This window comes from Blastococcus sp. SYSU DS0510, from assembly GCF_054050835.1.
Genome location: NZ_JBJHAC010000009.1, coordinates 91673 through 116711 on the forward strand (window position 1 = coordinate 91673; position 25039 = coordinate 116711).

Annotated in this window: 25 protein-coding genes; 10 read left to right on the forward strand and 15 right to left on the reverse strand. The window is 74.5% G+C overall.

From position 1 onward, the window contains the following. Positions 1-79: 79 nt before the first annotated feature. The 4 genes from ACI79P_RS09470 to ACI79P_RS09485 are packed head-to-tail and all read left to right on the forward strand — an operon-like array spanning position 80 to position 3145. Positions 80-733: a glycosyltransferase family 2 protein gene (locus ACI79P_RS09470; RefSeq protein ID WP_456580788.1), complete on the forward strand. Its 654-nt coding sequence runs from the start codon at positions 80-82 to the stop codon at positions 731-733. After that, a complete protein-coding gene (locus ACI79P_RS09475) occupies positions 730-1401 on the forward strand; it encodes a TIGR04282 family arsenosugar biosynthesis glycosyltransferase (protein ID WP_456580789.1) in 672 nt (223 codons plus the stop codon). Before ACI79P_RS09470 ends, ACI79P_RS09475 begins: the two co-directional genes overlap by 4 nt. Continuing rightward, the gene (locus ACI79P_RS09480; RefSeq protein ID WP_456580790.1) at positions 1398-2636 is read left to right on the forward strand and encodes a molybdopterin-dependent oxidoreductase; all 1239 of its coding nucleotides are present in this window, start codon (positions 1398-1400) and stop codon (positions 2634-2636) included. Before ACI79P_RS09475 ends, ACI79P_RS09480 begins: the two co-directional genes overlap by 4 nt. Continuing rightward, entirely contained in the window at positions 2633-3145 is a 513-nt protein-coding gene (locus ACI79P_RS09485; RefSeq protein ID WP_456580791.1) for a hypothetical protein, read from the forward strand. Before ACI79P_RS09480 ends, ACI79P_RS09485 begins: the two co-directional genes overlap by 4 nt. Positions 3146-3149: 4 nt before the next feature. Here ACI79P_RS09485 and ACI79P_RS09490 read toward each other — a convergent pair whose 3' ends face one another. From ACI79P_RS09490 to dapE, 5 genes are all read right to left on the reverse strand, one after another. Continuing rightward, positions 3150-4052: a DMT family transporter gene (locus ACI79P_RS09490; RefSeq protein ID WP_456580792.1), complete on the reverse strand. Its 903-nt coding sequence runs from the start codon at positions 4050-4052 to the stop codon at positions 3150-3152. A 61-nt stretch (positions 4053-4113) separates the two neighbouring features. Then, on the reverse strand, positions 4114-4566 hold the full coding sequence (locus tag ACI79P_RS09495) for an SRPBCC family protein (RefSeq protein ID WP_456580793.1): 453 nt from the start codon (positions 4564-4566) through the stop codon (positions 4114-4116). Further along, on the reverse strand, positions 4559-4927 hold the full coding sequence (locus ACI79P_RS09500) for a DivIVA domain-containing protein (RefSeq protein ID WP_456580794.1): 369 nt from the start codon (positions 4925-4927) through the stop codon (positions 4559-4561). The genes ACI79P_RS09495 and ACI79P_RS09500 overlap by 8 nt, the downstream gene beginning before the upstream one ends. A gap of 1 nt (position 4928) precedes the next feature. Continuing rightward, positions 4929-5759 carry an LOG family protein gene (locus ACI79P_RS09505; protein WP_456580795.1) on the reverse strand — a complete coding sequence of 277 codons (831 nt, stop codon included), beginning with the start codon at positions 5757-5759 and terminating at the stop codon, positions 4929-4931. Beyond that, positions 5756-6868 (reverse strand): succinyl-diaminopimelate desuccinylase, encoded by a 1113-nt coding sequence (gene dapE / locus ACI79P_RS09510; RefSeq protein ID WP_456580796.1) that lies wholly within the window; start codon positions 6866-6868, stop codon positions 5756-5758. The genes ACI79P_RS09505 and dapE overlap by 4 nt, the downstream gene beginning before the upstream one ends. A 267-nt stretch (positions 6869-7135) precedes the next feature. Between dapE and dapD the strand changes: the two genes are divergently transcribed. Next, positions 7136-8116, forward strand: a complete 981-nt coding sequence (gene dapD, locus ACI79P_RS09515) for a 2,3,4,5-tetrahydropyridine-2,6-dicarboxylate N-succinyltransferase (RefSeq protein ID WP_456580797.1) — start codon at positions 7136-7138, stop codon at positions 8114-8116. 18 nt (positions 8117-8134) lie between these two features. On the opposite strand, the gene ACI79P_RS09520 is transcribed toward dapD, so the two are convergent. Next, positions 8135-9232: an alpha/beta fold hydrolase gene (locus tag ACI79P_RS09520; RefSeq protein WP_456580798.1), complete on the reverse strand. Its 1098-nt coding sequence runs from the start codon at positions 9230-9232 to the stop codon at positions 8135-8137. A 132-nt stretch (positions 9233-9364) separates the two neighbouring features. On the opposite strand from ACI79P_RS09520, the gene ACI79P_RS09525 reads away from it, so the two are divergent. The 3 genes from ACI79P_RS09525 to ACI79P_RS09535 all read left to right on the forward strand — a co-directional run bounded on the left by ACI79P_RS09525 (position 9365) and on the right by ACI79P_RS09535 (position 12264). Beyond that, positions 9365-10018 carry a hypothetical protein gene (locus ACI79P_RS09525; protein WP_456580799.1) on the forward strand — a complete coding sequence of 218 codons (654 nt, stop codon included), beginning with the start codon at positions 9365-9367 and terminating at the stop codon, positions 10016-10018. 180 nt (positions 10019-10198) lie between these two features. Then, the gene (locus tag ACI79P_RS09530) at positions 10199-11593 is read left to right on the forward strand and encodes a sensor histidine kinase (protein WP_456580800.1); all 1395 of its coding nucleotides are present in this window, start codon (positions 10199-10201) and stop codon (positions 11591-11593) included. After that, positions 11590-12264 carry a response regulator gene (locus ACI79P_RS09535; protein ID WP_456580801.1) on the forward strand — a complete coding sequence of 225 codons (675 nt, stop codon included), beginning with the start codon at positions 11590-11592 and terminating at the stop codon, positions 12262-12264. Before ACI79P_RS09530 ends, ACI79P_RS09535 begins: the two co-directional genes overlap by 4 nt. Before the next feature lie 83 nt (positions 12265-12347). On the opposite strand, the gene ACI79P_RS09540 is transcribed toward ACI79P_RS09535, so the two are convergent. From ACI79P_RS09540 to fdxA, 3 genes are all read right to left on the reverse strand, one after another. Beyond that, a complete protein-coding gene (locus ACI79P_RS09540; RefSeq protein ID WP_456580802.1) occupies positions 12348-13835 on the reverse strand; it encodes a PxKF domain-containing protein in 1488 nt (495 codons plus the stop codon). Between the two features lie 444 nt (positions 13836-14279). Next, on the reverse strand, positions 14280-15401 hold the full coding sequence (gene dapC, locus ACI79P_RS09545; protein WP_456580850.1) for a succinyldiaminopimelate transaminase: 1122 nt from the start codon (positions 15399-15401) through the stop codon (positions 14280-14282). Continuing rightward, entirely contained in the window at positions 15398-15724 is a 327-nt protein-coding gene (fdxA, locus tag ACI79P_RS09550) for a ferredoxin (RefSeq protein ID WP_012947287.1), read from the reverse strand. The genes dapC and fdxA overlap by 4 nt, the downstream gene beginning before the upstream one ends. A gap of 242 nt (positions 15725-15966) precedes the next feature. Between fdxA and ACI79P_RS09555 the strand changes: the two genes are divergently transcribed. Together ACI79P_RS09555 and ACI79P_RS09560 are read left to right on the forward strand one after the other, a co-directional pair. After that, entirely contained in the window at positions 15967-18801 is a 2835-nt protein-coding gene (locus ACI79P_RS09555; RefSeq protein WP_456580803.1) for an EAL domain-containing protein, read from the forward strand. Between the two features lie 46 nt (positions 18802-18847). After that, entirely contained in the window at positions 18848-19600 is a 753-nt protein-coding gene (locus ACI79P_RS09560) for a GNAT family N-acetyltransferase (RefSeq protein ID WP_456580804.1), read from the forward strand. Here ACI79P_RS09560 and ACI79P_RS09565 read toward each other — a convergent pair. The 6 genes from ACI79P_RS09565 to ACI79P_RS09590 all read right to left on the reverse strand — a co-directional run bounded on the left by ACI79P_RS09565 (position 19554) and on the right by ACI79P_RS09590 (position 25022). Further along, a complete protein-coding gene (locus ACI79P_RS09565; RefSeq protein WP_456580805.1) occupies positions 19554-19982 on the reverse strand; it encodes a hypothetical protein in 429 nt (142 codons plus the stop codon). The genes ACI79P_RS09560 and ACI79P_RS09565 overlap by 47 nt on opposite strands. Further along, positions 19979-20872: an N-acetyl-1-D-myo-inositol-2-amino-2-deoxy-alpha-D-glucopyranoside deacetylase gene (gene mshB, locus ACI79P_RS09570; protein ID WP_456580806.1), complete on the reverse strand. Its 894-nt coding sequence runs from the start codon at positions 20870-20872 to the stop codon at positions 19979-19981. Before mshB ends, ACI79P_RS09565 begins: the two co-directional genes overlap by 4 nt. A gap of 147 nt (positions 20873-21019) precedes the next feature. After that, positions 21020-22123: an ABC transporter ATP-binding protein gene (locus ACI79P_RS09575; protein ID WP_456580807.1), complete on the reverse strand. Its 1104-nt coding sequence runs from the start codon at positions 22121-22123 to the stop codon at positions 21020-21022. Then, positions 22116-23168, reverse strand: a complete 1053-nt coding sequence (locus tag ACI79P_RS09580) for an ABC transporter ATP-binding protein (protein ID WP_456580808.1) — start codon at positions 23166-23168, stop codon at positions 22116-22118. Before ACI79P_RS09580 ends, ACI79P_RS09575 begins: the two co-directional genes overlap by 8 nt. Next, positions 23165-24106, reverse strand: coding sequence for an ABC transporter permease (locus ACI79P_RS09585; protein ID WP_456580809.1), 942 nt, complete (start codon positions 24104-24106; stop codon positions 23165-23167). The genes ACI79P_RS09580 and ACI79P_RS09585 overlap by 4 nt, the downstream gene beginning before the upstream one ends. After that, on the reverse strand, positions 24099-25022 hold the full coding sequence (locus tag ACI79P_RS09590) for an ABC transporter permease (RefSeq protein WP_456580810.1): 924 nt from the start codon (positions 25020-25022) through the stop codon (positions 24099-24101). The genes ACI79P_RS09585 and ACI79P_RS09590 overlap by 8 nt, the downstream gene beginning before the upstream one ends. Between the last annotated feature and the right edge of the window lie 17 nt (positions 25023-25039).

A 25039-nucleotide genomic window follows, 5' to 3' on the forward strand; every position in this document is an offset into this window, starting at 1 on the left:
GGCCCCGCCCCCGTGGCCGCCCGCCGGCCGGGGACCCCGTCGGCGGGCACGACCGGCGCGTCCGTGGTTGTGTCCTGGGGTGCCCGACGTCGTCCTGCCCTGCCTCGACGAGGCCGGCGCGCTGCCCTGGGTGCTCGGCCGGCTCCCACCCGGCTACCGCGCGATCGTGGCGGACAACGGCTCGACCGACGGCTCCCCGGCGATCGCGGCCGAGCACGGCGCCACGGTGGTCCACGTCCCGCAGCGCGGCTTCGGCGCGGCCGCGCACGCGGGGCTGGAGGCGGCCGGCGACGACGTCGTCTGCTTCTGCGACGCCGACGGCTCCATGGACCCCGCCGACCTGCCGCTCGTCGCGGACCCCGTGCTCGCCGGCGACGCCGACCTGGTGCTGGGCCGCCGCCGGCCGACCCGCCGCAGCGCCTGGCCGGTGCACGCCCGGGTCGCCAACCTGGCGCTGGGCGTGATGCTGCGCCGCCGCACGGGCCTGGCCCTGCACGACCTCGGCCCCATGCGCGCCGCCCGCCGCACCGCCCTGCTCGGCCTCGGCATCACCGACCGCCGCTTCGGCTACCCGCTGGAGATGGTCACCCGCGCCGCCGACGCCGGCTGGCGGGTGCGCGAGGTCGACGTGCCCTACGCGCCGCGCGCCGAGGGCACCCGCTCCAAGGTCACCGGCACCGTGCTCGGCACGGTGCGCACGATCCGCGACATGCGGCAGGTGCTCTCGTCGTGACCCCCACCCAGCTCCTCGTCATCACCAAGGCCCCCGTCCCCGGCCGCAGCAAGACCCGGCTGAGCCCGCCGTGCACGCCCGAGCAGGCGGCGGCGATCGCCGCGGCCGCGGTCGGCGACACCCTCGACGCCGTCCGCGCGACGCCCGTCGCACGGCGGGTCGTCGCGCTGGACGGTGCCCCGGGCGAGCTGGACCTCACCGGCTGCGTCGTCGTCCCGCAGGCCGACGGCGACCTCGGCGTGCGGCTCGCGGCCGCGTTCGCCGACGCCATGGCCGGGCCGGGCGGCGCCGTGCCCACCTTGCTGATCGGGATGGACACCCCGCAGGTGACCCCCGACCTGCTGGCGAGCTGCCTCGAGCGCCTGGTCCGGGCAGGCCCCGGCTCGGCGGTGCTGGGCGTCGCCCCCGACGGCGGCTGGTGGGCGCTGGGCCTGCACGCGCCCGGGGCCGCCCAGATGCTGCCCGGCGTCCCCATGTCTCGCGAGGACACCGCCGTCCGCACCCGCGCGGCGCTGGAGGCGGCCGGCCTCACCGTGCTCGACCTGCCGGTGCTCACCGACATCGACCACTTCCCGGACGCGCTGGCCGTCGCGGAGCGGTGCGCTCCCGGCACCCGGACCCGCCAGGTGGTGACCGGGCTCGCCGCCACCCTCGGGACGGCGTCGTGACGAGCCGCCTCGACCGGCTGCTGGGCGCCCGCCTGCCCGACCCCCCGGAGCAGCTGCGGCGCGGTCCCTTCCGCGCCGGCGCCTTCCCCAGCCCTCTGCACTCCGAGCGGCGCGCGGCGCGGGTCGGGGTCTGGCTCGGGCTGGCCTTCCTGGTGTCCTTCCTGACCGGGCTGGTCAGCGACCTCGTCCAGTCGGGGCCGGAGTGGTTCTCCTGGCCGTCGTCCCCGGTGTGGCTCTACCGGCTGACCCAGGGGCTGCACGTGGCGACCGGGCTCGCCGCGATCCCGCTGCTGCTGGTCAAGCTCTGGACGGTCTACCCGCTGCTCTTCGAGTGGCCGCCGGCCGGCTCCCTCGCCCGGCTGGTCGGCCGGCTGTCGATCCTCGTGCTCGTCGGCACCGCCGCGATGCAGCTGCTCACGGGGCTGATCAACATCGCGCAGTGGTACCCGTTCGGCTTCTTCTTCCCGACCGCGCACTACTGGACCGGGTGGATCGCGATCGGCGCCGTGGCGGTGCACGTCGGCGCGAAGGCACCGCAGATCCGGCGCGGCCTGGCCCGCCGCGGGTCCCCGGCCGCCACCGCCGGGCTGGCCCCCGGGCAGGCCGAGGAGCTGTGCGCGGCGGAGGCGGCCGAGGAGGAGGGCGCCATCGACCGCCGCGCCTTCGTCCTCGCCTCCGGGCTCTCCGTCGCGGCGGTCACCGTCACCACGCTGGGCCAGACGGTCTCCTCCCTCGCCCCGGTGTCCCTGCTCGCGCCGCGGCTGCCGGACGCCGGCCCCCAGGGCCTGCCGGTCAACCAGACGGCGGAGGCGGCGCAGGTCGAGGAGTCCGCGACCGACCCCGGCTACCGGCTGGTGGTCGACGGGCCCCGCCGCCTGGAGCTGTCGCTGGCCGAGCTGCGCCGGCGCCCCCAGCACACCGAGACGCTGCCGATCGCCTGCGTGGAGGGCTGGAGCGCGACCGGCCGCTGGACCGGGGTCCGCCTGGCCGACCTGCTCGAGGAGGCCGGCCTCCCGCGGAACGCCCGGGTCGTCGTCGAGTCGCTGCAGACCGGCGGGCTCTACCGCACCAGCGTGGTGGCGCCGCCGCACAGCGCCGACCCGCGCACCCTGCTCGCCCTGCAGCTCGGTGGCGAACCGCTCGCCCTCGACCACGGCTACCCGGTGCGGCTCATCGCGCCGAACCGGCCGGGCGTGATGCAGACGAAGTGGCTGGCCCTGGTGCGGCCGGCGTGAGCACCGGGATGTCCCGCGACGGGCGCGCGGCGGGGCGGGTCGGGCACGGTGGTCGAGGGGACGGCGACGCCTCCGACCCCGCCCGGCCCCTCGCGTCGGCGGCCCGCCCGTGGTGGCGGTGGCTGTTCCTGGTGCCGGGGTTCGCCGCCGTCGGCTGGGGCATCCTCGGCCTGCTGGGCGCCGGCGACCGGGTGCCGCTGTCGGCGTGGGTGCCGTGGTTCGTCGGCAGCGCGCTGCTGCACGACCTCGTCATCGCGCCTCTCGTCGTCCTCGGGGGCGCCCTGATCAACCGCCTCCTCCCCCGACCCGCCCGCGCGCCGATGGCCGTCGGGCTCGTCGTCGCCGGGGTGCTGGTCGCGGTGGCGCTGGTGTTCGCGCTGGACCCGGGGGACGTGCAGGAGCCGGGCTTCCTGCCGCAGGACTCCTACGGCCTGAACCTGCTGCTGGTCGTCGCCGGGGTGCTGGCGGTCGCCGCGGTGTGGGCGGTCGTGCGCACCCGCCGCGGCTGACCGGTCACCGGGCGGAGGCGTCCACCGCCGCCACGCTCGGCTCGGGGCCGGGCGCGCCGCGCCGGGTCGCCAGGACGCACCCGATCAGCACCAGCGGCAGCCCGAGCGCCAGGCCGAGGGTGAACGGCTCGTCGAGCAGCAGCACGCCGAGCAGCACCGCGACGACGGGGTTGACGAAGGTGATGACCAGCGCCCGCTGCGGCCCCACCTCGCGGATGAGCGCGAAGAACAGCGCCAGCGCCACCGCGGTGCAGAGCACCCCCAGGGTCAGCAGCGAGAGCAGCGCGTCCGGCGACGCCGCCGTCACCTGGCCCAGCCGCGGGACGGCGAAGGGCGCGTAGACGACCGCCGTCACGAGCAGCGCGATCGAGCTCGCGGCGACGCCGGGCACCTCGGGCAGCGCCCGGCTGACCACCAGCGGCGCCGTCGCGTAGCCCAGGACCACCAGCCCCACGGCGAGGATCGGCAGCAGCTGCGCCCCGTCAAGGTCCAGGCCCAGCAGGAGGGCGATGCCGGCGACGCCGACGGCCATGCCGGCCAGCCGCACGGGGGTCAGCCGCTCGTCCTCACCCGCCAGCCGGGCCGCGAGCGCCGCCACGAACGGCACCCCGGCCACCAGCAGCCCGGTGAGCGAGCTGGACAACGTCTGCTCGGCGTAGGACAGCAGCAGCCAGGGCCCGGCCATCTCGAGCGCCGTGAACAGCAGCAGCGCCTTCCAGTGCCGCAGGGCGGGCCGCAGCTGGCCGCGGGCCACCGTCCAGGGCACGAGCAGCGCGGCACCGACGACGCAGCGGGCGAAGACGACCGTGACCGGCGACACCTCCCCGACCGCCACCTTGATGAGCAGGTAGGGCACCCCCCAGATCACCGACATGGCGAGGAACAGCGCCCATCCCCGCCGGCTCACCGCGCCCTCCCGTTCCGCACCGGCCCATCCTCACCGACCGCCGGCGGCGCACCGCAGCGGGTCAGTGGTCGCGGGCGAACGCGGCGAAGCGCCGGAGCGACCAGCGGATGCCGAGCAGGGCGACCGGCCGGGCCAGCACCCATCCCAGTCGGCCGAGCACCCCGAAGGGCAGGTCGAGCCGCTCGGTCCAGACGAAGGTGCTCTGCCCGCCGCGCGCCTCGATCTCGAAGATGCCGGGCCCGCGGACCAGCCGGCCGGTGTGCTGGACCTCGACCCGTCGCGGGGGGTCCCATGCCGTGATGACCATCGTGTCCAGGAACCCGATGCGGGGGCGGCCGGGCACCGGCAGCCCGGTGCGGGCGGCCAGCCGGCCACCCACCCCCTGCGCCGGCCCGTCCACGGTCTCGACATCGGTGGCGAGCATCCACTCGCCCTGCCGCGTCCAGTCGGTGAGCGCGGCCCACACCCGCTCGGGCGGCGCCGCCACCTCCACCCGCTCCACCAGCTCAGGCATCCCGCGTCCTCTCCGGGTCGGCCGGCGCGGCGCCCGGGTCGGTCGGCGCCTCCTCCCGGCTGCGTGCGGCCAGCTCGGCACGGAGCGCCGCGATCTCGGCGTCCCGCTCGTCCAGGGTCTGCGCCAGCTGGTCGAGCAGCCAGTCGACCTCGACCATGCGGTAACCCCGGGCGGTCACCGCGATCCGCAGCCCCCGCACGTCGTCGGCGACCACGCGCCGGTCCTCGGGCAGCTCGACCGGGGAACGGTCGGGGTCGGCCGGCGGCTGGGTCTCGCCGCGGCCGAGCAGCAGCGAGGCGACGAGGAACAGCGCGCCCCCGACCAGCAGGACGGCGACGACGAACAGGAGGAAGGAGAGCACGTCAGGCGTCGGACGGGCCGGTCGCCGGGGCGCGCATCCCTCCGCCGTTGTCGCCGGCCGCCCGCTCCCGCTCGGCCTCCTGGACGATCGCGACGATCTCCTCGACGTCGTCGGTGCAGTGCAGCAGGTCCACGTCGCCGGGGCTGATCGCGCCGTGCTCGGCCATCGTGTTCCGGACCCAGTCGATCAGGCCGCCCCAGTACTCCGTGCCGTAGAGGACCACCGGGAAACGGGTCACCTTGCGGGTCTGCACGAGGGTGAGCGCCTCGAACAGCTCGTCGAGGGTGCCGAAGCCGCCAGGGAGGATCACGAAGGCCTGCGCGTACTTGACGAACATCGTCTTGCGCACGAAGAAGTAGCGGAACGAGATGCCGACGTCGACCCACTCGTTGAGCTCCTGCTCGAACGGCAGCTCGATGCCGAGCCCCACCGACAGGCCGCCGGCCTCCGAGGCGCCGCGGTTGGCCGCCTCCATGGCCCCCGGCCCGCCACCGGTGATCACGGCGTACCCGGCACGGGTGAGCGCGGCCCCGATCTCCACGCCGGCGGCGTAGTGCGGGTGGTCGCGCGGGGTGCGGGCGCTGCCGAACACGCTGACCGCGCGGGGCAGCTCGGCGAGCAGGCCGAAGCCCTCGACGAACTCGCTCTGGATGCGCAGGACACGCCACGGATCGGTGTGCACCCAGTCGCTGGGCCCGCGCTTGTCGAGGAGCCGCTGGTCGGTGGTCGACCCCTGCCGCTGCCGATCGGGCTCCCCGCCGCGGAGCACGATCGGCCCGCGGTGGCGGGTCGGGCGCGGACGCCGGCCCTCCGGCGGTGGGGTGCTGGTCATGCGGTCCTCCCGGAGAGGTAGGCGGTGAGGGCGTCGACGGAGGGCTGCAGCCGGTCGACCCGCACGTGCTCCTCGCGGGTGTGGGCCAGCTGCGGGTCGCCCGGTCCGTAGTTGATCGCGGGGATGCCGAAGGCGGCGAACCGGGCGACGTCGGTCCAGCCCAGCTTGGCGCGCGCGGGGCGGCCGACGGCGGCGATGAAGGCGGCGGCGGCCGGCTCGGCCAGGCCGGGCAGCGCACCCCCGGAGTTGTCGACGACGGTGAGCGTCGCGCCGTCCGCGATCGCCTCGGCGAACACCCCGCGGACGTGCGCCTCGGCGGCGTCCTCGTCCCGGTCGGGGGCGTAGCGGAAGTTGACGGTGAGCGAGGCCTCGTCGGGGATGACGTTGCCGGCGACCCCGCCGGAGATGCCGACCGCGTTCAGCCCCTCCCGGTAGGTGCAGCCGTCGATCTCGACCTCGCGCGCCTGGTACCCGGCGAGCACGGCGAGCGCGCCGGCCAGCCCGTGGACCGCGTTCTGCCCCAACCAGCTCCGAGCGCTGTGCGCGCGGCGGCCCGACGTGGACAGCACCGCGCGCAGGGTCCCCTGGCAGCCGGCCTCGATCTCGCCGTCGGTGGGCTCGAGCAGGATGGCGAGGTCGCCGTAGAGCCAGCCGCGCCGCTCCCGGGCCACCCGGCCGAGCCCGTTCTTCACGGCCTCGACCTCCTCGTTGTCGTAGAAGACGAACGTGAGGTCGTGCGCCGGCTCCGCACCGGGGACGCCGAACACCGCGGCCAGCCGCAGCATGACCGCGTCGCCGGCCTTCATGTCGCTGGTGCCGCAGCCGTAGAGCAGGCCGGTGGCGTCGTCGAGCCGGCTGGGCACGTTGCCGGCGATCGGCACGGTGTCCAGGTGGCCGGCGAGGACCACCCGGGTGGGGCGGTCGAGGTTGGTGCGGGCGAGCACGGCATCCCCGACGCGCTCGACCTCCAGCCCGCCGAGCGCCCGCAGCGCCGCCTCCACCGCGTCGGCCAGCGCCGTCTCGCTGCCGGACACCGAGGGGGCGTCGACGAGGGCACGGGTCAGCGCGAGGACGTCGGCGGACAGGTCCAGCTGCGGCGGGGCACTCACGACTGCCGAGCTTAGTGAAAGGACCTGGCTGCCCCCCGGAACTCGCTGACGCTCGCCCCGGGCCCCTGCAGCCAGGCCGTTCCAGCACCTCACCACCCCCCGGAACTCGCTGACGCTCGCCCCGGGCCCCTGCAGCCAGGCCGTTCCAGCACCTCACCACCCCCCGGAACTCGCTGACGCTCGCCCCGGGCCCCTGCAGCCAGGCCGTTCCAGCAACTCACGGACCGGCCCGCCCCCGCGCGGATCCGCCTCGGTAGCGTTCCCGGCGTGACCGCCGCAGCGCCCGCTCCCGTCTCAGCCGTAGCCGCCGGTCTGGCGACCGTCACCCCCTCGGGCACCGTGCTCGACACCTGGTACCCCGAGCCCCGGCTCGGCGCGCCCGCCGGCGCGGCCACGGGGACCCGACGCCTCGGCGCGCTGGAGCTCTCCGGCGAGCTCGGCCCCGACTACGGGGGCCTGGTGCGCCGCGACGAGGCCCGCGGGGTGGAGGTCATCGCCGTCCGCACGGTCATCGCCGACCTCACCCAGCCGCCGGTGGACGCCCACGACGTCTGGCTGCGGCTGCACCTGCTCTCCCACCGGCTGATCCAGCCGCACGGCGCGAACATGACCGGCGTCTTCGGCCTGCTCACCAACGTCGCCTGGACCAGCTCCGGTCCCGTCGAGGCGGCGACGTTCAACGCCCACCGGCTGCGGGCCGCCGTCGGCCACGTGACGGTCTTCAGCGTCGACAAGTTCCCGCGGATGGTCGACTACGTCATCCCCTCCGGCGTGCGGATCGCCGACGCCGACCGGGTGCGGCTCGGCGCGCACCTGGCCGAGGGGACGACGGTCATGCACGAGGGCTTCGTCAACTTCAACGCCGGCACCCTCGGCCCCTCGATGGTGGAGGGCCGGATCAGCGCCGGCGTCGTCGTCGGAGCGGACAGCGACATCGGCGGCAGCGCCTCCATCATGGGCACCCTCTCCGGCGGCGGCACGCAGGTGATCTCGATCGGCGCCGGCTGCCTGCTGGGCGCCAACGCCGGCATCGGCATCTCCCTCGGCGACGGCTGCGTCGTGGAGGCCGGTTGCTACGTGACCGCCGGCGCCCGCGTCACCCTGCCCGACGGCTCCGTGGTCAAGGCCGCCGAGCTCTCCGGCCGCAACGGGCTCCTCTTCCGCCGCAACAGCGTCAGCGGCGCCCTCGAGGCCCTCCCGCGGGACGGCGACTGGGGCGCGCTCAACGCCGAGCTCCACGCCAACTGACCGAAGCCTCGGCGGAGGTCAGGCCGCGGCGTCCGCGGCGACGTCCAGGTGCTCCAGCAGGGCTACCAGGAACTCCTGCGGCCGCTCGACGTGCGGCGAGTGCCCGACCCCGGGCAGGACGACCTCGCGGTAGGTGCCACCGGCCGCGGCGTAGCGCTCCAGGACGGCTCGGGTCTGGGTCACCATCGGCTGCGGCGGGCACACCTCCCCCGGCCAGCCCGGCACCGCGCCCAGCTGCCCCAGGTACGCCAGGTCGAACACGGAGGTGTCCGAGACGATCGCGTCGGCGTCCCCGCGGATCCACAGCACCGGCGGCTTGCCGGCCAGCTCGGCGATCCCCGACAGGTCCATGACCGTGGGTGCCATCGTGTTGAGCACGCCACGCTCCCCCGGCGCCAGGCCGGGCCAGGCCGAGCCGGGCGCGGAGTCGCCCGGGTAGTGGTCGACGCCGGTCCGGGTGGACAGCATCGACGCGACGAACACGTCCTCCATCGCTGGGTCCAGCGGCAGCGACCCCGGCGCCACGTAGAACGCCCGCAGGATCGACCGCGGGCTGGTCGGGCTGTCCGCGCCCGTGTCGCCCGCGGCGAGCGCGGCGACGAAGTCGGGGTTGGCCGCACCCCCACCGGACCCCGTGCCGTCCGCGGCGAGGCGGCGCCCGTCCGGCCCGGCCGTGCCGCCGAAGCCGAACGGCGAGACCGGGGCGACCAGCGCCACGGAGGCCACCCGCTCGGGCGCGTCGAGCAGGTACTGCAGGACGACGCCCGCGCCCATGCTCCAGCCGACCAGGTGCACCCGCTCGAGGCCGAGGGTCTCCACCAGCGCGGCGACGTCGTCGGCCCAGTCGCGCACACCCCGGCGCGCGTCCACGGGCAGCGGGTCGGTCTCGCCGTAGCCGCGCAGGTCCACCGCGACCGGCCGCACCCGCGCCTCCTCGGCCAGGGCCAGCAGCGGCTGCTGCCAGAAGAGTGCGGAGCTCACGTTGCCGTGCACGAACAGCACGACCTCGCCGCCGGCCCCGCCGGGCTCCACGCCGGCCGGGTGCAGGACGTTCTGGGTGAGTCGTGGGGTGGTCACCCGGGTCGCGGTGATCCCGGGCAGCAGGACGTCGGCCATGGCTCCTCCTCGGCGGCGGGCACACGCTATCGGCCCGAGCCGCCGGGAGGTGGCCGTCCCACCGCCCCCGGCACGGCGCGGGGTGGCCGCGTCCAGGGAACCGTCAGGTCCGGCACCTACAGTCGGCAGGCGATGACCACCGTCCGAGCCGCGACCCACGGTGCCGCTGCCCCGGCGCGCAGGACGACCCGCCGCCCGGCGAACCGGCGCCGCCCGGCCTCCGGAGCCACCCGGCACCGGCGTGGGAAGCGCGGACCGGGCGTGCTGCGCTGGTGGCCGGCGCTGCTGGTGGGCGCCGCCCTGTTCGCCGCGGTGGCCTGGCGGGCCGACATCACCGTCGAACTCCCCGCTTCCGGGAGTTGCACCCTGCCCGGCTCGTCGGTGACCCTCTCCGCCGAGCAGATGCAGAACGCAGCCACCATCGCGCAGGTGGGCCGCGACCGCGGGCTGCCGGACCGGGCCGTGGTGATCGCGCTGGCGACCGCGATGCAGGAGTCGACCCTGCGCAACCTCGACTACGGCGACCGGGATTCCCTCGGCCTGTTCCAGCAACGCCCCTCGCAGGGCTGGGGCACACCGGAGCAGGTGCAGGACCCGGTGTACGCCGCCGGCCAGTTCTACGACCGGCTGGTGACCGTTCCCGGATGGGAGACCGGCCGGCTCACCGAGGTCGCCCAGGCCGTGCAGCGCTCCGGCTTCCCGGAGCTCTACCAGAAGCACGAGGCGATGGCGGTCGACCTCACCGCGGCCCTGCGGCCGGGCGCCGGCGAGCTGCCCTGCGCGTGACCCGAGCCGGCTGATGGCGCTCGCGACCCGCGCCGGCCGGCGGCGCCCACGCACGGGGTCATGGCTCTCCGCGTCCCGACGTTCACCGTGCGCCGACCGTCGATCCCCCGACCGGGTCACCGGGACATTTCTCCAGCTCGCACGGCTGCTGCCCCGGTGACGAGCCCCTAGGCTCAGAACGTGACAGCCACGGGGGCTCGTCCAGGGGCCGCCGCCGGGTGGACCGCCGCGGCAGCGGCCGCAGCCACGGCGGCAGTGGTGGCGCTGCCGTCGATGAGCTTCGCCTACCAGGCTCCGGCTCTCCGCGCGGTTCTGGAAACCCTCAACGCGGTGGTCGCGCTCCTGACCGCCCTCCTCGTCTACGGGCGGTTCCGGGACGGTCGCCGTGTCCAGGACCTGCTCATCGTGCTGGCACTGTGCACCGTGGCCGTGGCCAACCTGGTGCTCACCGCGCTGCCCGGCGCAGTGGCCCCGCGGGAGGACCACTTCGCGCGGTGGGAGGCCCTGGCGATCCGCCTGCTGGGGACCGTCGTGCTGACCGCAGCGGCGCTGGTGCCGGTCGCCCGGCACGCGACCCGCTGGATGTCCCTGGCGACGACGGCGGGCATCGCAGCGGTCGTCGTCGCCCTCACCGCCGCAGGCGTCGCGCTGGGCGAAGCGCTGCCCCCGATGGTCGACCCCCCGACAACGCTCGGCGACGCCAGCGGGCCCCGCCTGGTCGCTCACCCCACCGTCCTCGCGGTGCAGGGCGTGGGTGCGGGGCTGTACGCCTTGGCGGCGGTCGCTTTCACGCGGCAGAGCGCGCGCACCGGCGACCAGATGATCCGGTGGATAGGTGCCGGCTGCGTGCTGGCCGCCTTCGCCCGGGTGCACTACCTGCTCTTCCCTTCGCTCTACTCCGACTTCGTCCACACCGGCGACTTCCTCCGGTTGGGCTTCTACCTGCTCCTGCTGGTGGGCGCGGTGGGTGAGATCCGTTCGTACTGGCAGCTCCGCGTGCGCACAGCGGTTCTCGAGGACCGACGTCGCATGGCGCGTGACCTGCACGACGGGCTGACCCAGGAGCTCACCTACATCTCCACGCAGGCCCGCCGCCTGGCCACCCGGCCGGACCGGGCGACGGCCGAGCTCATCGGCGCCGCCGCCGCGCGGGCCGTGGACGAGGCACGACAAGCCATCAGCGCCCTGACCGCGTCTCCCGGCGAGCCGTTCTCGGTGGCCCTGCAGCGGCTCGCCGACGACATGTCCCACCGGTACGACGTGAAGGTCATCACCCAGCTCGGGTCAGCGGCGGACGTGGACGGGACGCGCGCCGAGGCCCTGCTGCGCATCACCGCCGAGGCGGTGCGCAACGCGGTGCGGCACGGGGCCGCGCAGCGGGTCGAGATCCGGCTGACGTCCGATCCGACGTGCCTGGCGATCATCGACGACGGACGCGGCTTCGACTCCTCCACCGCCCGGCCGGGAGGATTCGGCCTCACGAGCATGCGGCAGCGGGCCGAGGCGCTGGGGGCGGCGCTCCGGATCGATTCCGCTCCAGGGGAGGGCACCACCGTGCGGGTGAACTGGCCGTGAGCGACGTGCTGCAGGTCCTGCTGGCCGACGACCACGCGCCGACGCGGGCGGTCGTCCGCGAGGCGCTGGAGGAACAGGGCTTCGAGGTCGTCGCCGACGTGGACAGCGCACACGCCGCCGTCGCGGAGGCGCGCGAACTGCGCCCCGACGTGTGCCTGCTGGACATCCACATGCCGGGCGGTGGTATCGCCGCCGCGGCGGAGATCAGCTGCACCCTGCCAGGCACGACGGTGGTCATGCTGACGGCGTCGCAGGACGACCGAGACCTGTTCAACGCATTGCGGGCCGGCGCCTCGGCCTATCTGGTCAAGGGCATGGACCCCGAACGCATCGGCCCGGCACTGCGGTCTGCGCTGGCCGGCGAGACGACCTTGCCCCGCTGGCTGGTGCAGCAGGTCGTGGCGGAGTTCCAGCCGCCGGCCCGGCGCCGGCTGTTCCTGCCCAACCGTGCCAAGCAGATCGAGCTGACCGAGCGGGAGGCGGAGATCCTCGACCTGATGGCCGAGGGGCTGTCGACCGAGGAGATGGCCAAGAAGCTGTTCGTGGCACCCGTCACCGTGCGGTCGCACGTCGCCGCCGTCCTCAAGAAGCTGCAGGTGAAGGACCGGCAATCCGCGGTGCAGCTCTCGCGGCAGGAGTCGAACCGTTCGGAGAACCGCTTCCGCCCGTAGCGACGGACAAGACGGAGGCCGGGCCCGGGGATCGCCCCCCGGGCCCGGCCCTGTCTCAGCGTGTGCGGGCCGGCCCGCTCACGTCACTTGCGGAGGTCGAACGCTGCCTTGACCGGAGCCGCGAAGCTCGGGTCGCTCACCGAGACGGTGTACGTGCCCTGGGTCAGGGCGGCGTTGGTGAACTGGCTCAGCTTGGTCGACAGGTTGTAGATGTACTGGCTCCCGTCCCAGCGCATCAGCTTGCCGTTGGTGGCCACCTCGCTGATGACCGCCTCGTTGACCGTGACGTCGGGCGTCGTGTCACCCTGCACCAGGTTCACAGCAGGGGTGAGGTTGCTGACCGCGGCGCCGTCGCAGCCGGTCACGGTGATCTTGACCGGGATGGTGCTGCCGGCCTTGAAGCCGCTGCGGGAGCCGGTGCTGTTGATCGGCTGCATGATCGCGCTGGCGGTGTTGTAGGCGCGGACACCCGAAACCGTCTCGACGTCCGAGCCGCTGTCGTCGTCGGTCACGGTGACGGTGGCGTCGTAGCTGCCGGCAGCGGTGAACGTCCGGGCGAGGTCCGTGCTGCCGTCCGCCCACAGGACCGAGGTGGTGTGGGTGTCGGCCGAGCCCGCGTCGGTGTAGGTCACCCCGAGGGTGACGGCGCAGTTGGTGACGCGGGTCTGCGTGACGCCGGTGATCACGGGGGCGACATTGGCAGCCGTCCAGGAGAAGGTCTGCGTCACGGAGTCGTGCTCGCCGTCCGAGGCCTGGACCGTGACGCTCCCGGAGGCGTCGTCCGTGGTGGTGTGGCTCCAGGAGAAGGTGCCGTTCCCGTTGTCGACGACCGTGCCCGCGCCGTCCACCTTGGTGATCGTCAGCGTGCTGTTGCCGTCCTGGTCGGTGAAGGACCCGGACGTCGCCGGGCTACCGACGGTTCCCTCGTTGCCGTTGGCGGCTCCGGCCTGGGTGCCGACTGCGGGGGCGTACGAGTTGCTGTCGCACGCGTTGCCGAGGCCGTCGCCGTCCGCGTCGGCCTGGTCGGCGTTCGCGACGGTGGTGCAGTTGTCCGAAGCGTCGGGGATCCCGTCACCGTCGGCGTCCGGCGCCGGAGGAGGGGGCGGCGGCGTCACGGTCGGGTTGTCGACGTGCACGTTGATGAAGTCCTGGCGGAACGTGGAGTCGAACAGCTGCGTCGTCATCTGCCCCTGCACCTTGACCTGCACAGCCACGTCCTGGCGACCACCGGTGGCGACACCGGTGATCTTGGCGTGCTCGCCGTCCGGAGCGCCGGCAGCGAGGACGAGGTTGACGCTGTGCTCGCTCGTGCAGTCGGTCACGCTCACGAACGCCGGGTTCGTGGTCGCCCACGACTTGTCCGACGTCAGGTCGATGCGGACGGGAGCGGTGGTGGTGGCGTTGCAGCCGGGGACGTCGCCCTGCGCCTCGCCCTGCGCGTCAGCCAGCAGCTTGACCGTGAACGCGACGGTCGAGCCGGCGTCGTCGGTGATGGAGGTCGGGGCCATGTCGACGGTGTCGGCGAAGGCGGCTGACGGCATCGCGATCAGGCCGGCGGTCGCCAGGGCCACTGTCGCGGTTCTCCTGCGGAGCATGGGGATCCCTCTTCCTGCATCGGATGGTCCGTGCTGGTGCGTTGGGAGAAGGTTGCGACCGCAGCGAACCGAGGCACCAGAGGGCGAGGCGTTGACATCCCTCAACGCCCCTGTCGCGGCACGGAGGCGCCGCCGCGAGGGCACCGTCCCGGAGCGAGCCGGTCACCGGCTGACCTGCGGTTTCGCCTGGTGCATCCACCCGCGTCCGTCGTCACCGGCCGACGTGCTGAGGCGTTGAGATCCCTCAACGCCTCAGCACGCGGGCAGCCCCCGGGCGCCGCTCCGTGGAGGCGTCACCGCCCGGCGACGGCACACGGCGCCACCACCGAGCAGGACCCACCCGGACGGGACGGGATCCGCCCATCCTCTGGACGCCGCGACCTCGCCCCGGCCGGAGGCGGACGTCGGCGTGGCCGGCTCTCAACCGCGCAGGCGCTCCACGGCGGCCTCGATCCGCTCGTCGCTCGCGGTGAGCGCCAGCCGGACGTGCCGCGCGCCGGCCGGTCCGTAGAAGCTTCCGGGAGCGGCGACGATGCCGCGCCCGGCGAGCCAGTCGATGGTGGCCCAGCAGTCCTCGTCGCGGGTGGCCCACAGGTAGAGGCCCGCCTCGGAGTGGTCGATGCGCATCCCCGCCGCGCGCACCGCGGCGGCCAGCCGGTCACGCCGCCGGCGGTACCGCTCCCGCTGCGCGTCGACGTGCGCGTCGTCGTCCAGCGCAGCCGCCATCGCGGCCTGGACCGGCCCCGGGACCAGCAGCCCGAGGTGGCGGCGCACCTCCCACACCCGGCGCACCAGCTCCGGGTCGCCGGAGAGCAGGCCACCCCGGTAGCCGGCCGCCGTCGACTGCTTGGACAGCGAGTGCACCGCCAGCAGGCCGGTGTGGTCGGCACCGGCGACGTCGGGGTGCAGGATCGAGCGGGGCTCCACGTCCCAGCCCAGCGTGATGTAGCACTCGTCGGCGACGACGGGGACCCCGTGCGCCCGGCCCCAGTCGACCCACGCACGCAGCTGGTCGACCCCCAGCACCCGGCCGTGCGGGTTGCCCGGGGAGTTCAGCCAGACCAGGGAGACGCCGGCCCCCTCGGCCGGAGGCGTGTCGCTCCGGCGCACCGCGAGACCGGCCAGCACGGCGCCGACCTCGTAGGTCGGGTAGGCGACCTCGGGGACGACGACGGTGCTCGCGCCGCCCTGCAGCCCCAGCAGGGTGGGCAGGAGGGCGACGAGCTCCTTGGAGCCGACCGTCGGGATCAGCGACGGTTCAGCACCGAGCGGGTCGGCCACCTGCACGCCCAGCCGCCGCGCCAGCCAGCCCGCGGCGGCGGTGCGCAGCGGCACGGTGCCGAGCGCCGTCGGGTAGCCCGGGGCGTCGGCCGCACCGGCCAGCGCCTCGCGCAGCACGGCGGGGGTGTCGTCGACCGGGGTGCCGATCGACAGGTCCACCACCCCGGCGGGGTGCTGGGCCGCCCGCGCCCGCGCCCCGGACAGGGAGTCCCACGGGAAGTCCGGCAGCGCGCGGGGCGTGCCGGGGACCGGAGCGGTCAGTGACCTTCGCCCTGGGGCGGGAGCGCGGCCACCAGCGGGTGGTCCTTGCCGATCTTCCCGGTCTTCGCGGCGCCGCCCGGGCTGCCCAGGTCGGAGAAGAACTCCACGTTGGCGTTGTAGAAGTCCTTCCACTTGTCCGGGACGTCGTCCTCGTAGTAGATGGCCTCCACCGGGCACACCGGCTCGCACGCGCCGCAGTCGACGCACTCGTCGGGGTGGATGTAGAGCATCCGGTCGCCCTCGTAGATGCAGTCCACCGGACACTCGTCGATGCACGCCTTGTCGAGAACGTCGACACAGGCCTGGGTGATGACGTAGGTCACGGGGTTCCCTCCCGGGGACGTTCGGGCGGCGCGCCGGGCGAGGCCGGTCGCGTCAGATGCGTCCCTAGTATCACCTCCGGGCCCGGTCTGCGTTCCACGGGCCACCCGCCACGTCCCCCGAGCGGGGCACCCCGGCGGCCTGCCGGCGGGCGTCCCCCCATGGGGGTGGGTTCCCGCTCAGCGCTCAAGCAGCGGGCCGGGGCGCCGATCTCGACGACGTGTCCGGGACGACGCAGGGTGAGGTGACGCCGCGGCTGGAGCCGCCGGCGTCCCCCTTCGACGCGCACGCCGCCCTGGTGCACCTGCTCTCCCGGCTGCGCGCGTCCTCCGGGGCCACCCGGGTGTCGGTGTGGGTCCACGAGGCCACCACCGAGCTCGTCGTCCCGTTCCGGCAGTCCACCAGCGCCACCCGCAGCCAGCTCCCCCTGCACCCCGCCCTGCGCACCCCCGCGAACCTGTGCGACTCCCCCTTCCTCTCCGCCGTCGTCACCGGCCGCCGGCCCGTCGTCGCCCACGCGGACGGCCGGCGCGCCGAGGACCGGCAGCTCGCCGAGGTCGGCATCCGCTCGGCGCACGGTGAGCCGCTGGTGCTCGACGGCGCGGTCGTCGGCGTCCTCACCGTCGAGCCCGCCGCGGCCGCCGCCCCGCACCTGCTCCGCCAGGTCGCCCCCCGCATCGCCGCCGCGCTGGCCGAGGCGTGGACCCGGCGCGCCCAGCAGCGTCGGCTGGAGCAGGCCGGCGTCCTCCTGAAGCTGATCGAGTCCGCCGCGCAGGCGCAGTCGATGGACCACCTGCTCGGCTCCGCCTGCCGCCAGCTCGCCGAGCTGGGCGAGGTCGAGCGCGCCTGCGTCTTCCTGCTCGAGGACGGTCGGCTGGTGCCCCGCATGGCGGCGTACGCCGACGGCCGGCAGGACCTGGCCACCTGGCGGCAGTTCCGCGCCGCGCCCGTACCCCTGGAGCTGGCCGAGACGGTGCTGCGCACCGGCACGCCCCTGACCGCCGACCGCGACTCCGACCTCGTCTCGGGCTGGTGGGTCGACTCCTTCCACATCGCCTCCGCGCTCGCGGTACCCCTGGGCCGCAGCCCCGACCTGGCCGGCGTCCTCACCCTGGACAGCACGCAGGTTCGGCCGTTCTCCGAGGACGTCCGCCGGCTGGCCGCCGCCGCCGGCGCGCACCTCGGGGGCGTCATCGAGCAGGCCCGCACCAGCCAGGCCCGCGCGGCGTCGCTCGCCACCGCCCGCGTCGTCCGGCAGCTGCTCGTCGACGGCTCGGCGGTGACCGGGGCCGCCGCCGCCGCGGAGGTGCTCGCCCGCGCCGTCCAGCGGCTGGCCGGCACCGACCGGAGCGCCGCCTACCTCGTCGACGGCGACGACCGCATCAGCGAGGTCCGGCACGTCGACTGGCCCGAGGAGCACAAGCAGGTCGTGCAGGCCCAGCTGGTCGGCGGGCCGGCGGCCGGCGTCCCCCTGTGGCGGCTGGCGACCGAGGAGCGGGCGCCCGTCTTCGTGGAGGACGCCGCCGCCACCGACCTGCTGGACCCGGAGCTGGTGCGGGCGCTCGAGGTGAGCTCCTACATCAGCGTGCCGCTCATGTCGGGCGACCGGCTCCTGGGGCTGGTCGTCACCGGATCGGTCGGCGCCACCCGCACCTGGAGCCCGTCGGTGCGCGACGCCGTCCGCCAGGTCACCCTCGAGGGCGCGCTGGTCGTGGAGAACGCCGAGCTGCGCGCCGCCGAGCAGGAGCGGCTGGCCCAGCTGGCCACCGAGGCGCACCACGACCCGCTCACCGGGCTCGCCAACCGCCGCAAGTTCATCGAGACCGTGGAGACCACCGTCTACGGCGACCGCGACCGGCGGTGCGCCCTGCTGATGATCGACCTCGACCGGTTCAAGGAGATCAACGACAGCTTCGGGCACAGCGTCGGCGACGACCTGCTCTGCCTCGTCGGCCCCCGCCTCGAGCGGGCGCTGCGCCCCGGCGACCTGCTGGCCCGCATGGGCGGTGACGAGTTCGCGGTCCTGCTGCCCGACGCCGACGTCGACCGGGCCCGCGAGGTGGCCGACGCGCTGGGCGCCGCGCTGCGCGACGCCTTCGTCCTCGCCGGCATGTCGCTGCACGTGGACGCAAGCATCGGCATCGCCCTCTCCCCGGACCACGGCCGCGACCGCTCGCTGCTCCTGGCCCGGGCGGACACCGCCATGTACGCGGCCAAGCGCGGGCGCCTGGGCTACGAGCTGTGGGCCCCCGACGGCACCCCCGCCACCCGGGACCGGCTGCAGACCCTGGAGCAGCTGCGCTCCGCCCTCGACGGCGAGCAGCTGCGCAACCACTACCAGCCCCAGCTGGACCTGCGGACCGGCACCGTCGTGGGCCTGGAGGCGCTCGTCCGGTGGGAGCACCCGGAGCGCGGGCTGCTCTACCCCGACGTCTTCCTGCCCCTGGCCGAGCAGGCCGGCCTCATGCGCCGGCTGGCGCTGCGGGTGCTCGAGCGCTCGCTGCGGGACCTGCACAGCTGGCGGACCCACGGCCACGACCTGTCGGTCGCGGTCAACCTCTCGGTCTCCAACCTGCAGGACGTCGCCCTGCCCGAGCAGGTCGCGATGCTGCTGGAGACCTGCTCCGTGCCGGCCGGCGCGCTGGTCCTGGAGATCACCGAGGACGTCCTGATGGCCGACGCCGCCCGCAGCCAGCAGGTCATGGCCGGGTTGCGGCGGCTGGGCGTGCGGTTGTCCGTCGACGACTACGGCACCGGCTACTCCTCGCTGTCCTACCTGCGGGCGCTGCCGGTGGACGAGTTGAAGCTCGACCGCAGCTTCGTCACGCACCTGACGTCCGACCCGCGGGCGGCGGCGATCGTGCGCAGCACCCTGCAGCTGAGCCGCGACCTCGGGATGAGCATGGTCGTCGAGGGGGTCGAGGACGCCGACGCCCTGGCCGCGCTGCGCGAGTGGGGCTGCGACGTCGCGCAGGGCTACCACATCTCCCGGCCGATGCCGGCCGAGCGGGTGCTGGGCTGGCTGAACGCCCGCCCCCTGCCGGCCGCGCTGGGCACGACGGCGCCCCCGCGCGACTGACGGGGCGCCCACGCCCCGCGCGGCGCCGCGCGTCATGATCGTCGCCGTGACCGCCGCCTCCACCACCCGGGTCGCCGAGCTGGAACGGCTCGCCGCCCGCACCTGGCGCGGCCTGGAGGAGGAGCCGTACGGCGACTGGCTGCTGCGTGCCGGGGGCGGCTTCACCGGTCGCGCGAACTCGGTGCTGGTGACCGGGGACCCGCCGGACGACCTGCCCTCGGCCGTCGCCGCGGTGACCGCCTGGTACGCCGGGCGGGGGCTGCGCCCGTGCGCCGCCGTCCCGACGCCGGGCGCCGAGGCCGCCGGCGAGGCCTTCGCCGCCGCCGGCTGGACCCGCGACGAGGACACCCTGGTGCTCATCGCGCCGGCCGGCCCGTGGCCCGCCGCCGACGTGCCGCTGCTGCTCGACGACGCCCCCGACACGGCCTGGCTCGCCGGCTACCGGCACCGCGGGGCGGCGCTCCCGGCCACGGCCGAGGCGGTGCTGCGCAACGCCGAGCGGCCGCTGTTCGCCTCCGTCCGGCCCGATCCCGCGTCGGCCCGGCCGGCCGCCGTCGCCCGGGGCGTGGTCTGCGACGGCTGGCTGGTGGTCAGCGCGGTGACCGTGGACGAGGGCTACCGGCGGCGCGGCCTGGCGACGGCGGTGATGGCGGCGCTGGCCGCCGAGGCCCGCACCCGCGGGGCGACGTCCTGCCTGCTCCAGGTGACCGCGTCGAACGCCCCCGCCCTGGCCCTCTACGCCCGGCTGGGGTTCACCAAGCACCACCGCTACCACTACCGGTGGGCGCCGCGGGGGTGACCCGGCGGGCCGGCGCGCCCAGCGCCAGGCCCACGGCGAGGGCCGCGGCGAGCACCCCCAGCAGCAGGAAGGCGGTGCTCACGATGCCGAGCGCGCCGCCGGACACCAGCAGCAGGTCGCCCTCGGGACGCCGGGCCATGGCCGCCACCACGACGACCAGCCAGGTCGCGGCGGGGAGGGCGGCGACGACCTTCGACCCGCTGAGCCGCAGCGCCGCGGACACCAGCAGGACGTTGCCCACCACCGCCGCCGGCACCGACACGGGCACCAGCACGCCACCGACCCGCAGCGGCAGCCACAGCACCTCGACGACCGCCAGCCACGCCGCGACGAGCACCGCGCAGACGCCGAGGCCCACCGTGACCGGGCCCCGGCGGCTCACACCTCGAGGCCGGCGAAGAGGTCGTCCTCCCGGCCGTCCGGGCCGGACGCCGGCCCGCGCTCGCCCTGGACCAGGCGGTAGTACTCGACGCCGAGCACCTCCTGGCCGAGGTTGTTCGACAGCGCGAAGAACGGACCGTCGACGGTGATCTGGGTCGGGTGGGCGCGCATGGCGGCGTCCTTGCGGCCGGCGTACGCCCGGGCGTCCACGGCGCAGGTGACCACCTCGTCGGGCACCACGAACGGGACCTCGTCGAGGTCGCCCAGCCCGTCGAAGGGGGAAGCCTCGCCGAGGGCGGCCATGGCCTCGATGCCCTCCCGGACCACCGACCGCGGCATGGCGTTCCAGTACACCTTCGCGACGTCCCAGGCCGCGCCGAGGTCGGGGCGGTAGCCGGGGTCGGCCGCGGCCTCGACCGCCCGCATGGCCACGCGGTGGGCCTGGATGTGGTCGGGGTGGCCGTAGCCGCCGAACTCGTCGTAGGTGACGACGACCTGGGGGCGCACCTCGCGGACCACGGCGACGGCGTGCGCCACCGCCTCGTCGAGGTCTGCGTTCCAGAACGCGCGCGGGTGCTCGTTGGCCGGCGTCCCCATCATCCCGGAGTCGCGGTACCGGCCGGCCCCGCCGAGGAACCGGGAGTCCTCGACGCCGAGGGCGGTCATCGCCGCACGGAGCTCCCAGATCCGGTAGCCGCCCAGCTGGTCGGCCTGGTCGGCGGCCAGCTGGCCCAGCTCCGGCACCAGGATCTCGCCCTCCTCGCCCAGCGTGCAGGTGAGCAGCGTGACGCCGACGCCCTCGGCGACGTAGCGGGCCATCGTGGCCCCGTTGTTGATCGTCTCGTCGTCGGGGTGCGCGTGGACGAGGAGCAGACGTCGGTCAGCGGTCACGATCGGCCATTCTTCCTGAGGCCGTCGGCCCCGCGAGAGGCGCCGACCCGGGGGCGTCGTCGTCCTCCCTCACCGCGGAGCGTCCTCCCCCACCGCGCACCGTGAGGGAGGACGCGCTGGGATCAGGGAACCTGATCCCAGCGGGGGTCAGGCCTCGGTGGGGACGACGGCGCGCGCCTCGGCGAAGTGGCACGCCGAGGGGTGCCCCTGCCCGCGGTCCACCAGGGCCGGGGCCTCGGTGGCGCAGATGTCCTGAGCCTTCCAGCAGCGGGTGCGGAACCGGCACCCCGAGGGCGGGTTCGCCGGGCTCGGGACGTCACCCTGCAGCAGGATCCGCTCCTTGAGCCCGCGCAGGTGCGGCTCGTGCACCGGCACCGACGAGAGCAGCGCCTGCGTGTAGGGGTGGGCGGGCGAGCCGTAGACCTGCCTGTCGGTGCCCTCCTCCACGATGCTCCCCAGGTACATCACCGCGACGCGGTCGGAGATGTGCCGCACCACCGACAGGTCGTGGGCGATGAACAGGTAGGAGAGCCCGAAGTCCTTCTGCAGGTCCTCCAGCAGGTTCACCACCTGCGCCTGCACCGACACGTCCAGCGCGCTCACCGGCTCGTCGCAGACGATGACCTCCGGCTGCAACGCCAGGGCGCGGGCGATGCCGATGCGCTGGCGCTGGCCGCCGGAGAACTGGTGCGGGTACCGGTTGACGAAGTCGGGATTGAGCCCGACCCGCTCCATCAGCTCCTGGGTGCGCTGCAGCCGGCCCTTCTTCGGCGCGATGTCGGCGTGCACCGACCAGCCCTCGGCCACGATGTCCCCGACGGTCATCCGCGGGTTCAGCGAGGCGTAGGGGTCCTGGAAGATGATCTGCACCTCGCGGCGGTACTGCTTGAGCCCGCGGCCGCTCAGCTTGGTGACGTCCTCCCCCTTGTAGAGGATCTGCCCGTCGGTCGGCTTCTCGAGGGCCACCAGCATCTTGGTCACCGTCGACTTGCCGCAGCCGGACTCCCCCACCAGGCCGACGGTCTCGCCCCGGCGGAGCCGGAGGTTGACGCCGTCGACGGCGCGGACGTGGCCCACCGTGCGCTTGAGGACGATGCCCTGGGTCAGCGGGAAGTGCTTCTTGAGGTCCTTGACCTCGAGCAGCACCTCGCCCGGGGTGTGCACCGGGCGGCTGGCCGCGTCGGCGGCGTCGGACGCCGCGGCCCGGTCCGCGGCGCTCGCCGCGGTGGCGCCGGAGCCGTCGTCAGACATGGAGGACCTCCTCGCTGTAGTGGCAGGCGGCCTCACGGCCCGGGACGACCAGCCGCAGCGGCGGGACGTCGGCCACGCAGTCGCGACCGGGCGCCGCCTGCGCACCGGTGCGGCGCTTGGGGCAGCGCGGGTGGAAGGGGCAGCCCGAGGGGATGGCGGCGAGGTTCGGCGGCTGACCGCCGATCGGCTGCAGCCGGCCGCCCTTGACCTCCACCTGCGGGATCGAGCGCATCAGCCCGTCGGTGTAGGGATGAGCGGGGTTGCCGAACACCTCGTCGACGGTGCCTCGCTCGACGATGCGGCCGGCGTACATGACGGCCACGTTGTCGGCGACCTCGTTGACCACACCGAGGTCGTGGGTGATGAGGATCAGCCCCATCCCGGTGTCCCGCTGCAGGTCCTTGAGCAGGTCCATGACCTGGGCCTGCACGGTGACGTCGAGCGCGGTGGTCGGCTCGTCGGCGATGAGGATGCGCGGGTCGAGGGCCAGCGCCATCGCGATCATGACGCGCTGGCGCATGCCGCCGGAGAACTGGTGCGGGTAGTCGTTGACCCGCTCCTTGGCGGCCGGGATGCGCACCCGGTCCATCAGCTCGACGGCGTGCTGCTTGGCCTCCTTGCGGGAGGCGCCCCGGTGCGCCCGGAACATCTCCCCGATCTGGAAGCCGACGCTGTACACGGGGTTCAGCGACGAGAGCGCGTCCTGGAAGATCATCGAGATCCCCGGCCCGCGCACCTTGCGCTGCTCCTCCTCGGGCAGCGTGAGCAGGTCACGCCCCTCGAAGACGATCCGGCCGCTGGTGACCTCCGCCGGGGGCGAGTCGAGGATGCCCATGATCGCCTGGGCGGAGACGGACTTGCCCGAGCCGGACTCGCCCAGGATCGCAAGGGTCTCCCGCTCCGAGACGGTGTAGCTCACGCCGTTGACGGCGTTGACCAGGCCCGATCCGGTGCGGAACTGGACCCGGAGGTCGTCGACCTCCAGGAGCGGCGCCCCGGCGCCGCCGGCCGGGCTGGACGGGACGGACGTGGACGCGGTGCTCATGAACGCTGCTTCGGGTCGAGGGCGTCGCGCAGGGCGTCACCCATGAGGACGAACGCCATCACCGTCAGGGTGAGGACGAGGCTCGGGAAGAGGACGGCGTGCGGCGCGGTGCGCAGCAGGTCCTGGCCGGTGTCGATCTGCAGCCCCCAGGAGATCGCCGGCGCCTGCAGGCCCACCCCGAGGAAGGTCAGCGTGGCCTCGGCCGCGATGAGCACGCCGATGGTGATCGTCGCGTACACCAGCACCGGGGCGACGGCGTTGGGCAGGATGTGCCGCACGAGGATCCGGCTGTCGGAGGCGCCCATCGCCCGGGCGGCGGCGACGTAGTCGGAGCTCTTGACCGCGATGACCTGCGAGCGGACCAGCCGCATGGCGGTCATCCAGCCGAACATCGCCAGCGCGATCGCCACGGCGACCACGCCCCGGCCCAGGATGCCGCTGCGCAGGACCACCAGCGCGCCCAGGATCAACGGCAGCGCGTAGAAGATGTCGGCGATGCGCGACAGGATGCTGTCGGTGACGCCGCCGTAGAAGCCGGAGATGGCGCCGACGAGGACGCCGAACACCAGGATCACGACGACGGCGAGCAGGCCGATGATCAGCGAGTTCCGCGCGCCGTAGACGACGTTGGCCAGGTAGTCGCAGCCCTGCTGGTCGAAGCCGAACCAGTGCTCTGCCGACGGCGTGGCGTTGCTGTTCGACAGGTTGCACGAGCGCGGGTCGACGCCGCGGGCGAAGACCGACGGCAGGAGGGCCATCGCGACGAAGAGCAGGCCGAACAGCGCGCCGATCCAGAAGAAGGCGTTGCGCCTGAGCTGGCGCCAGGCGTCGCTCCACAGGCTGTTCTGGCGACCCCCGTCCGGCTGGTCGGTCGCGCCGGTCACGCCGCCGGCGCCGGCCTCGTCGTGGCCCACGGTCGTCAGGTTCGGCTCACTCATAGCGGATCCTCGGGTCGAGGACGGCGTAGAGCACGTCGACGACCAGGTTGAAGAAGATGAAGACGAAGACCAGGAGCGTCACGATGCCGACCACGACCGCGCCCTCCTGGGCGCGCACGGCGTCGAAGACCGCCCGCCCGATGCCCGGGAGGTTGAACACCGTCTCGGTGACGATCGCGCCGCCCATGAGGGTGCCGATGTCGGCGCCGACGAACGTCACGACCGGGATCAGGCTGTTGCGGAGCGTGTGCCGGACGATGACGTCCCGGCGGGGCAGGCCCTTGGCCCGCGCGGTGCGCACGTAGTCGGCCCGCATGTTCTCCGCGATGCTCGTCCGGGTCAGGCGGGCCACGTAGGCCAGCGATCCGGCGGCCAGCACCAGGCCCGGCAGCAGGTAGCTGTACCAGCCGTCGTTCACGCCGGCGATCGGGAACAGGCCCAGCTGCAACCCGAAGGTGAACTGCGCGACGAAGGCGAGCACCAGGATCGGGATGGAGACGATCAGCGTGGTGCTCACCAGCACGACGTTGTCGAAGAAGCCGTTCTTCCGGATGCCGGCCATGACGCCGGCGACGATGCCGATCAGGATCTCGAAGGCGATGGCGACCAGCGCCAGCTTGATGGTGACGGGCATGCGCTGGGTGATCGTGTCGAGCACCTCGCGGCCGCGGAAGTCGGTGCCGAAGTCGCCCTGCAGCAGGTCACCGACGTACTTGACGTACTGCAGCCAGAGCGGGTCGTTCAGGTTGAACTCGTCGGTCAGCTGGGCCACCACGGCGGGCGCGAGGGGTCGGTCGCCGCCCAGGGCCCGGATGGGGTCGCCCGGCAACGCGTAGACCAGCGCGAAGATCAGGAAGGAGGCCCCGAGCATGACCGGGATCGTGAGTAGAAGGCGGCGCGCGATGTAGCGGCCCATGTCGCTCCTCGGTCAGG

What these genes read in the sequence shown, in the direction of transcription:
- ACI79P_RS09495 (WP_456580793.1), bottom strand. Translation starts at nt 4,566, where the DNA reads ATGCCTGAGCTGGTGGAGCGGGTGGAGGTGGCGGCGCCGCCCGAGCGG.
- ACI79P_RS09505 (WP_456580795.1), bottom strand. Translation starts at nt 5,759, where the DNA reads ATGACCAGCACCCCACCGCCGGAGGGCCGGCGTCCGCGCCCGACCCGC.
- ACI79P_RS09520 (WP_456580798.1), bottom strand. Translation starts at nt 9,232, where the DNA reads ATGGCCGACGTCCTGCTGCCCGGGATCACCGCGACCCGGGTGACCACC.
- ACI79P_RS09525 (WP_456580799.1), top strand. Translation starts at nt 9,365, where the DNA reads ATGACCACCGTCCGAGCCGCGACCCACGGTGCCGCTGCCCCGGCGCGC.
- ACI79P_RS09575 (WP_456580807.1), bottom strand. Translation starts at nt 22,123, where the DNA reads ATGTCTGACGACGGCTCCGGCGCCACCGCGGCGAGCGCCGCGGACCGG.
- ACI79P_RS09580 (WP_456580808.1), bottom strand. Translation starts at nt 23,168, where the DNA reads ATGAGCACCGCGTCCACGTCCGTCCCGTCCAGCCCGGCCGGCGGCGCC.
- ACI79P_RS09585 (WP_456580809.1), bottom strand. Translation starts at nt 24,106, where the DNA reads ATGAGTGAGCCGAACCTGACGACCGTGGGCCACGACGAGGCCGGCGCC.
- ACI79P_RS09590 (WP_456580810.1), bottom strand. Translation starts at nt 25,022, where the DNA reads ATGGGCCGCTACATCGCGCGCCGCCTTCTACTCACGATCCCGGTCATG.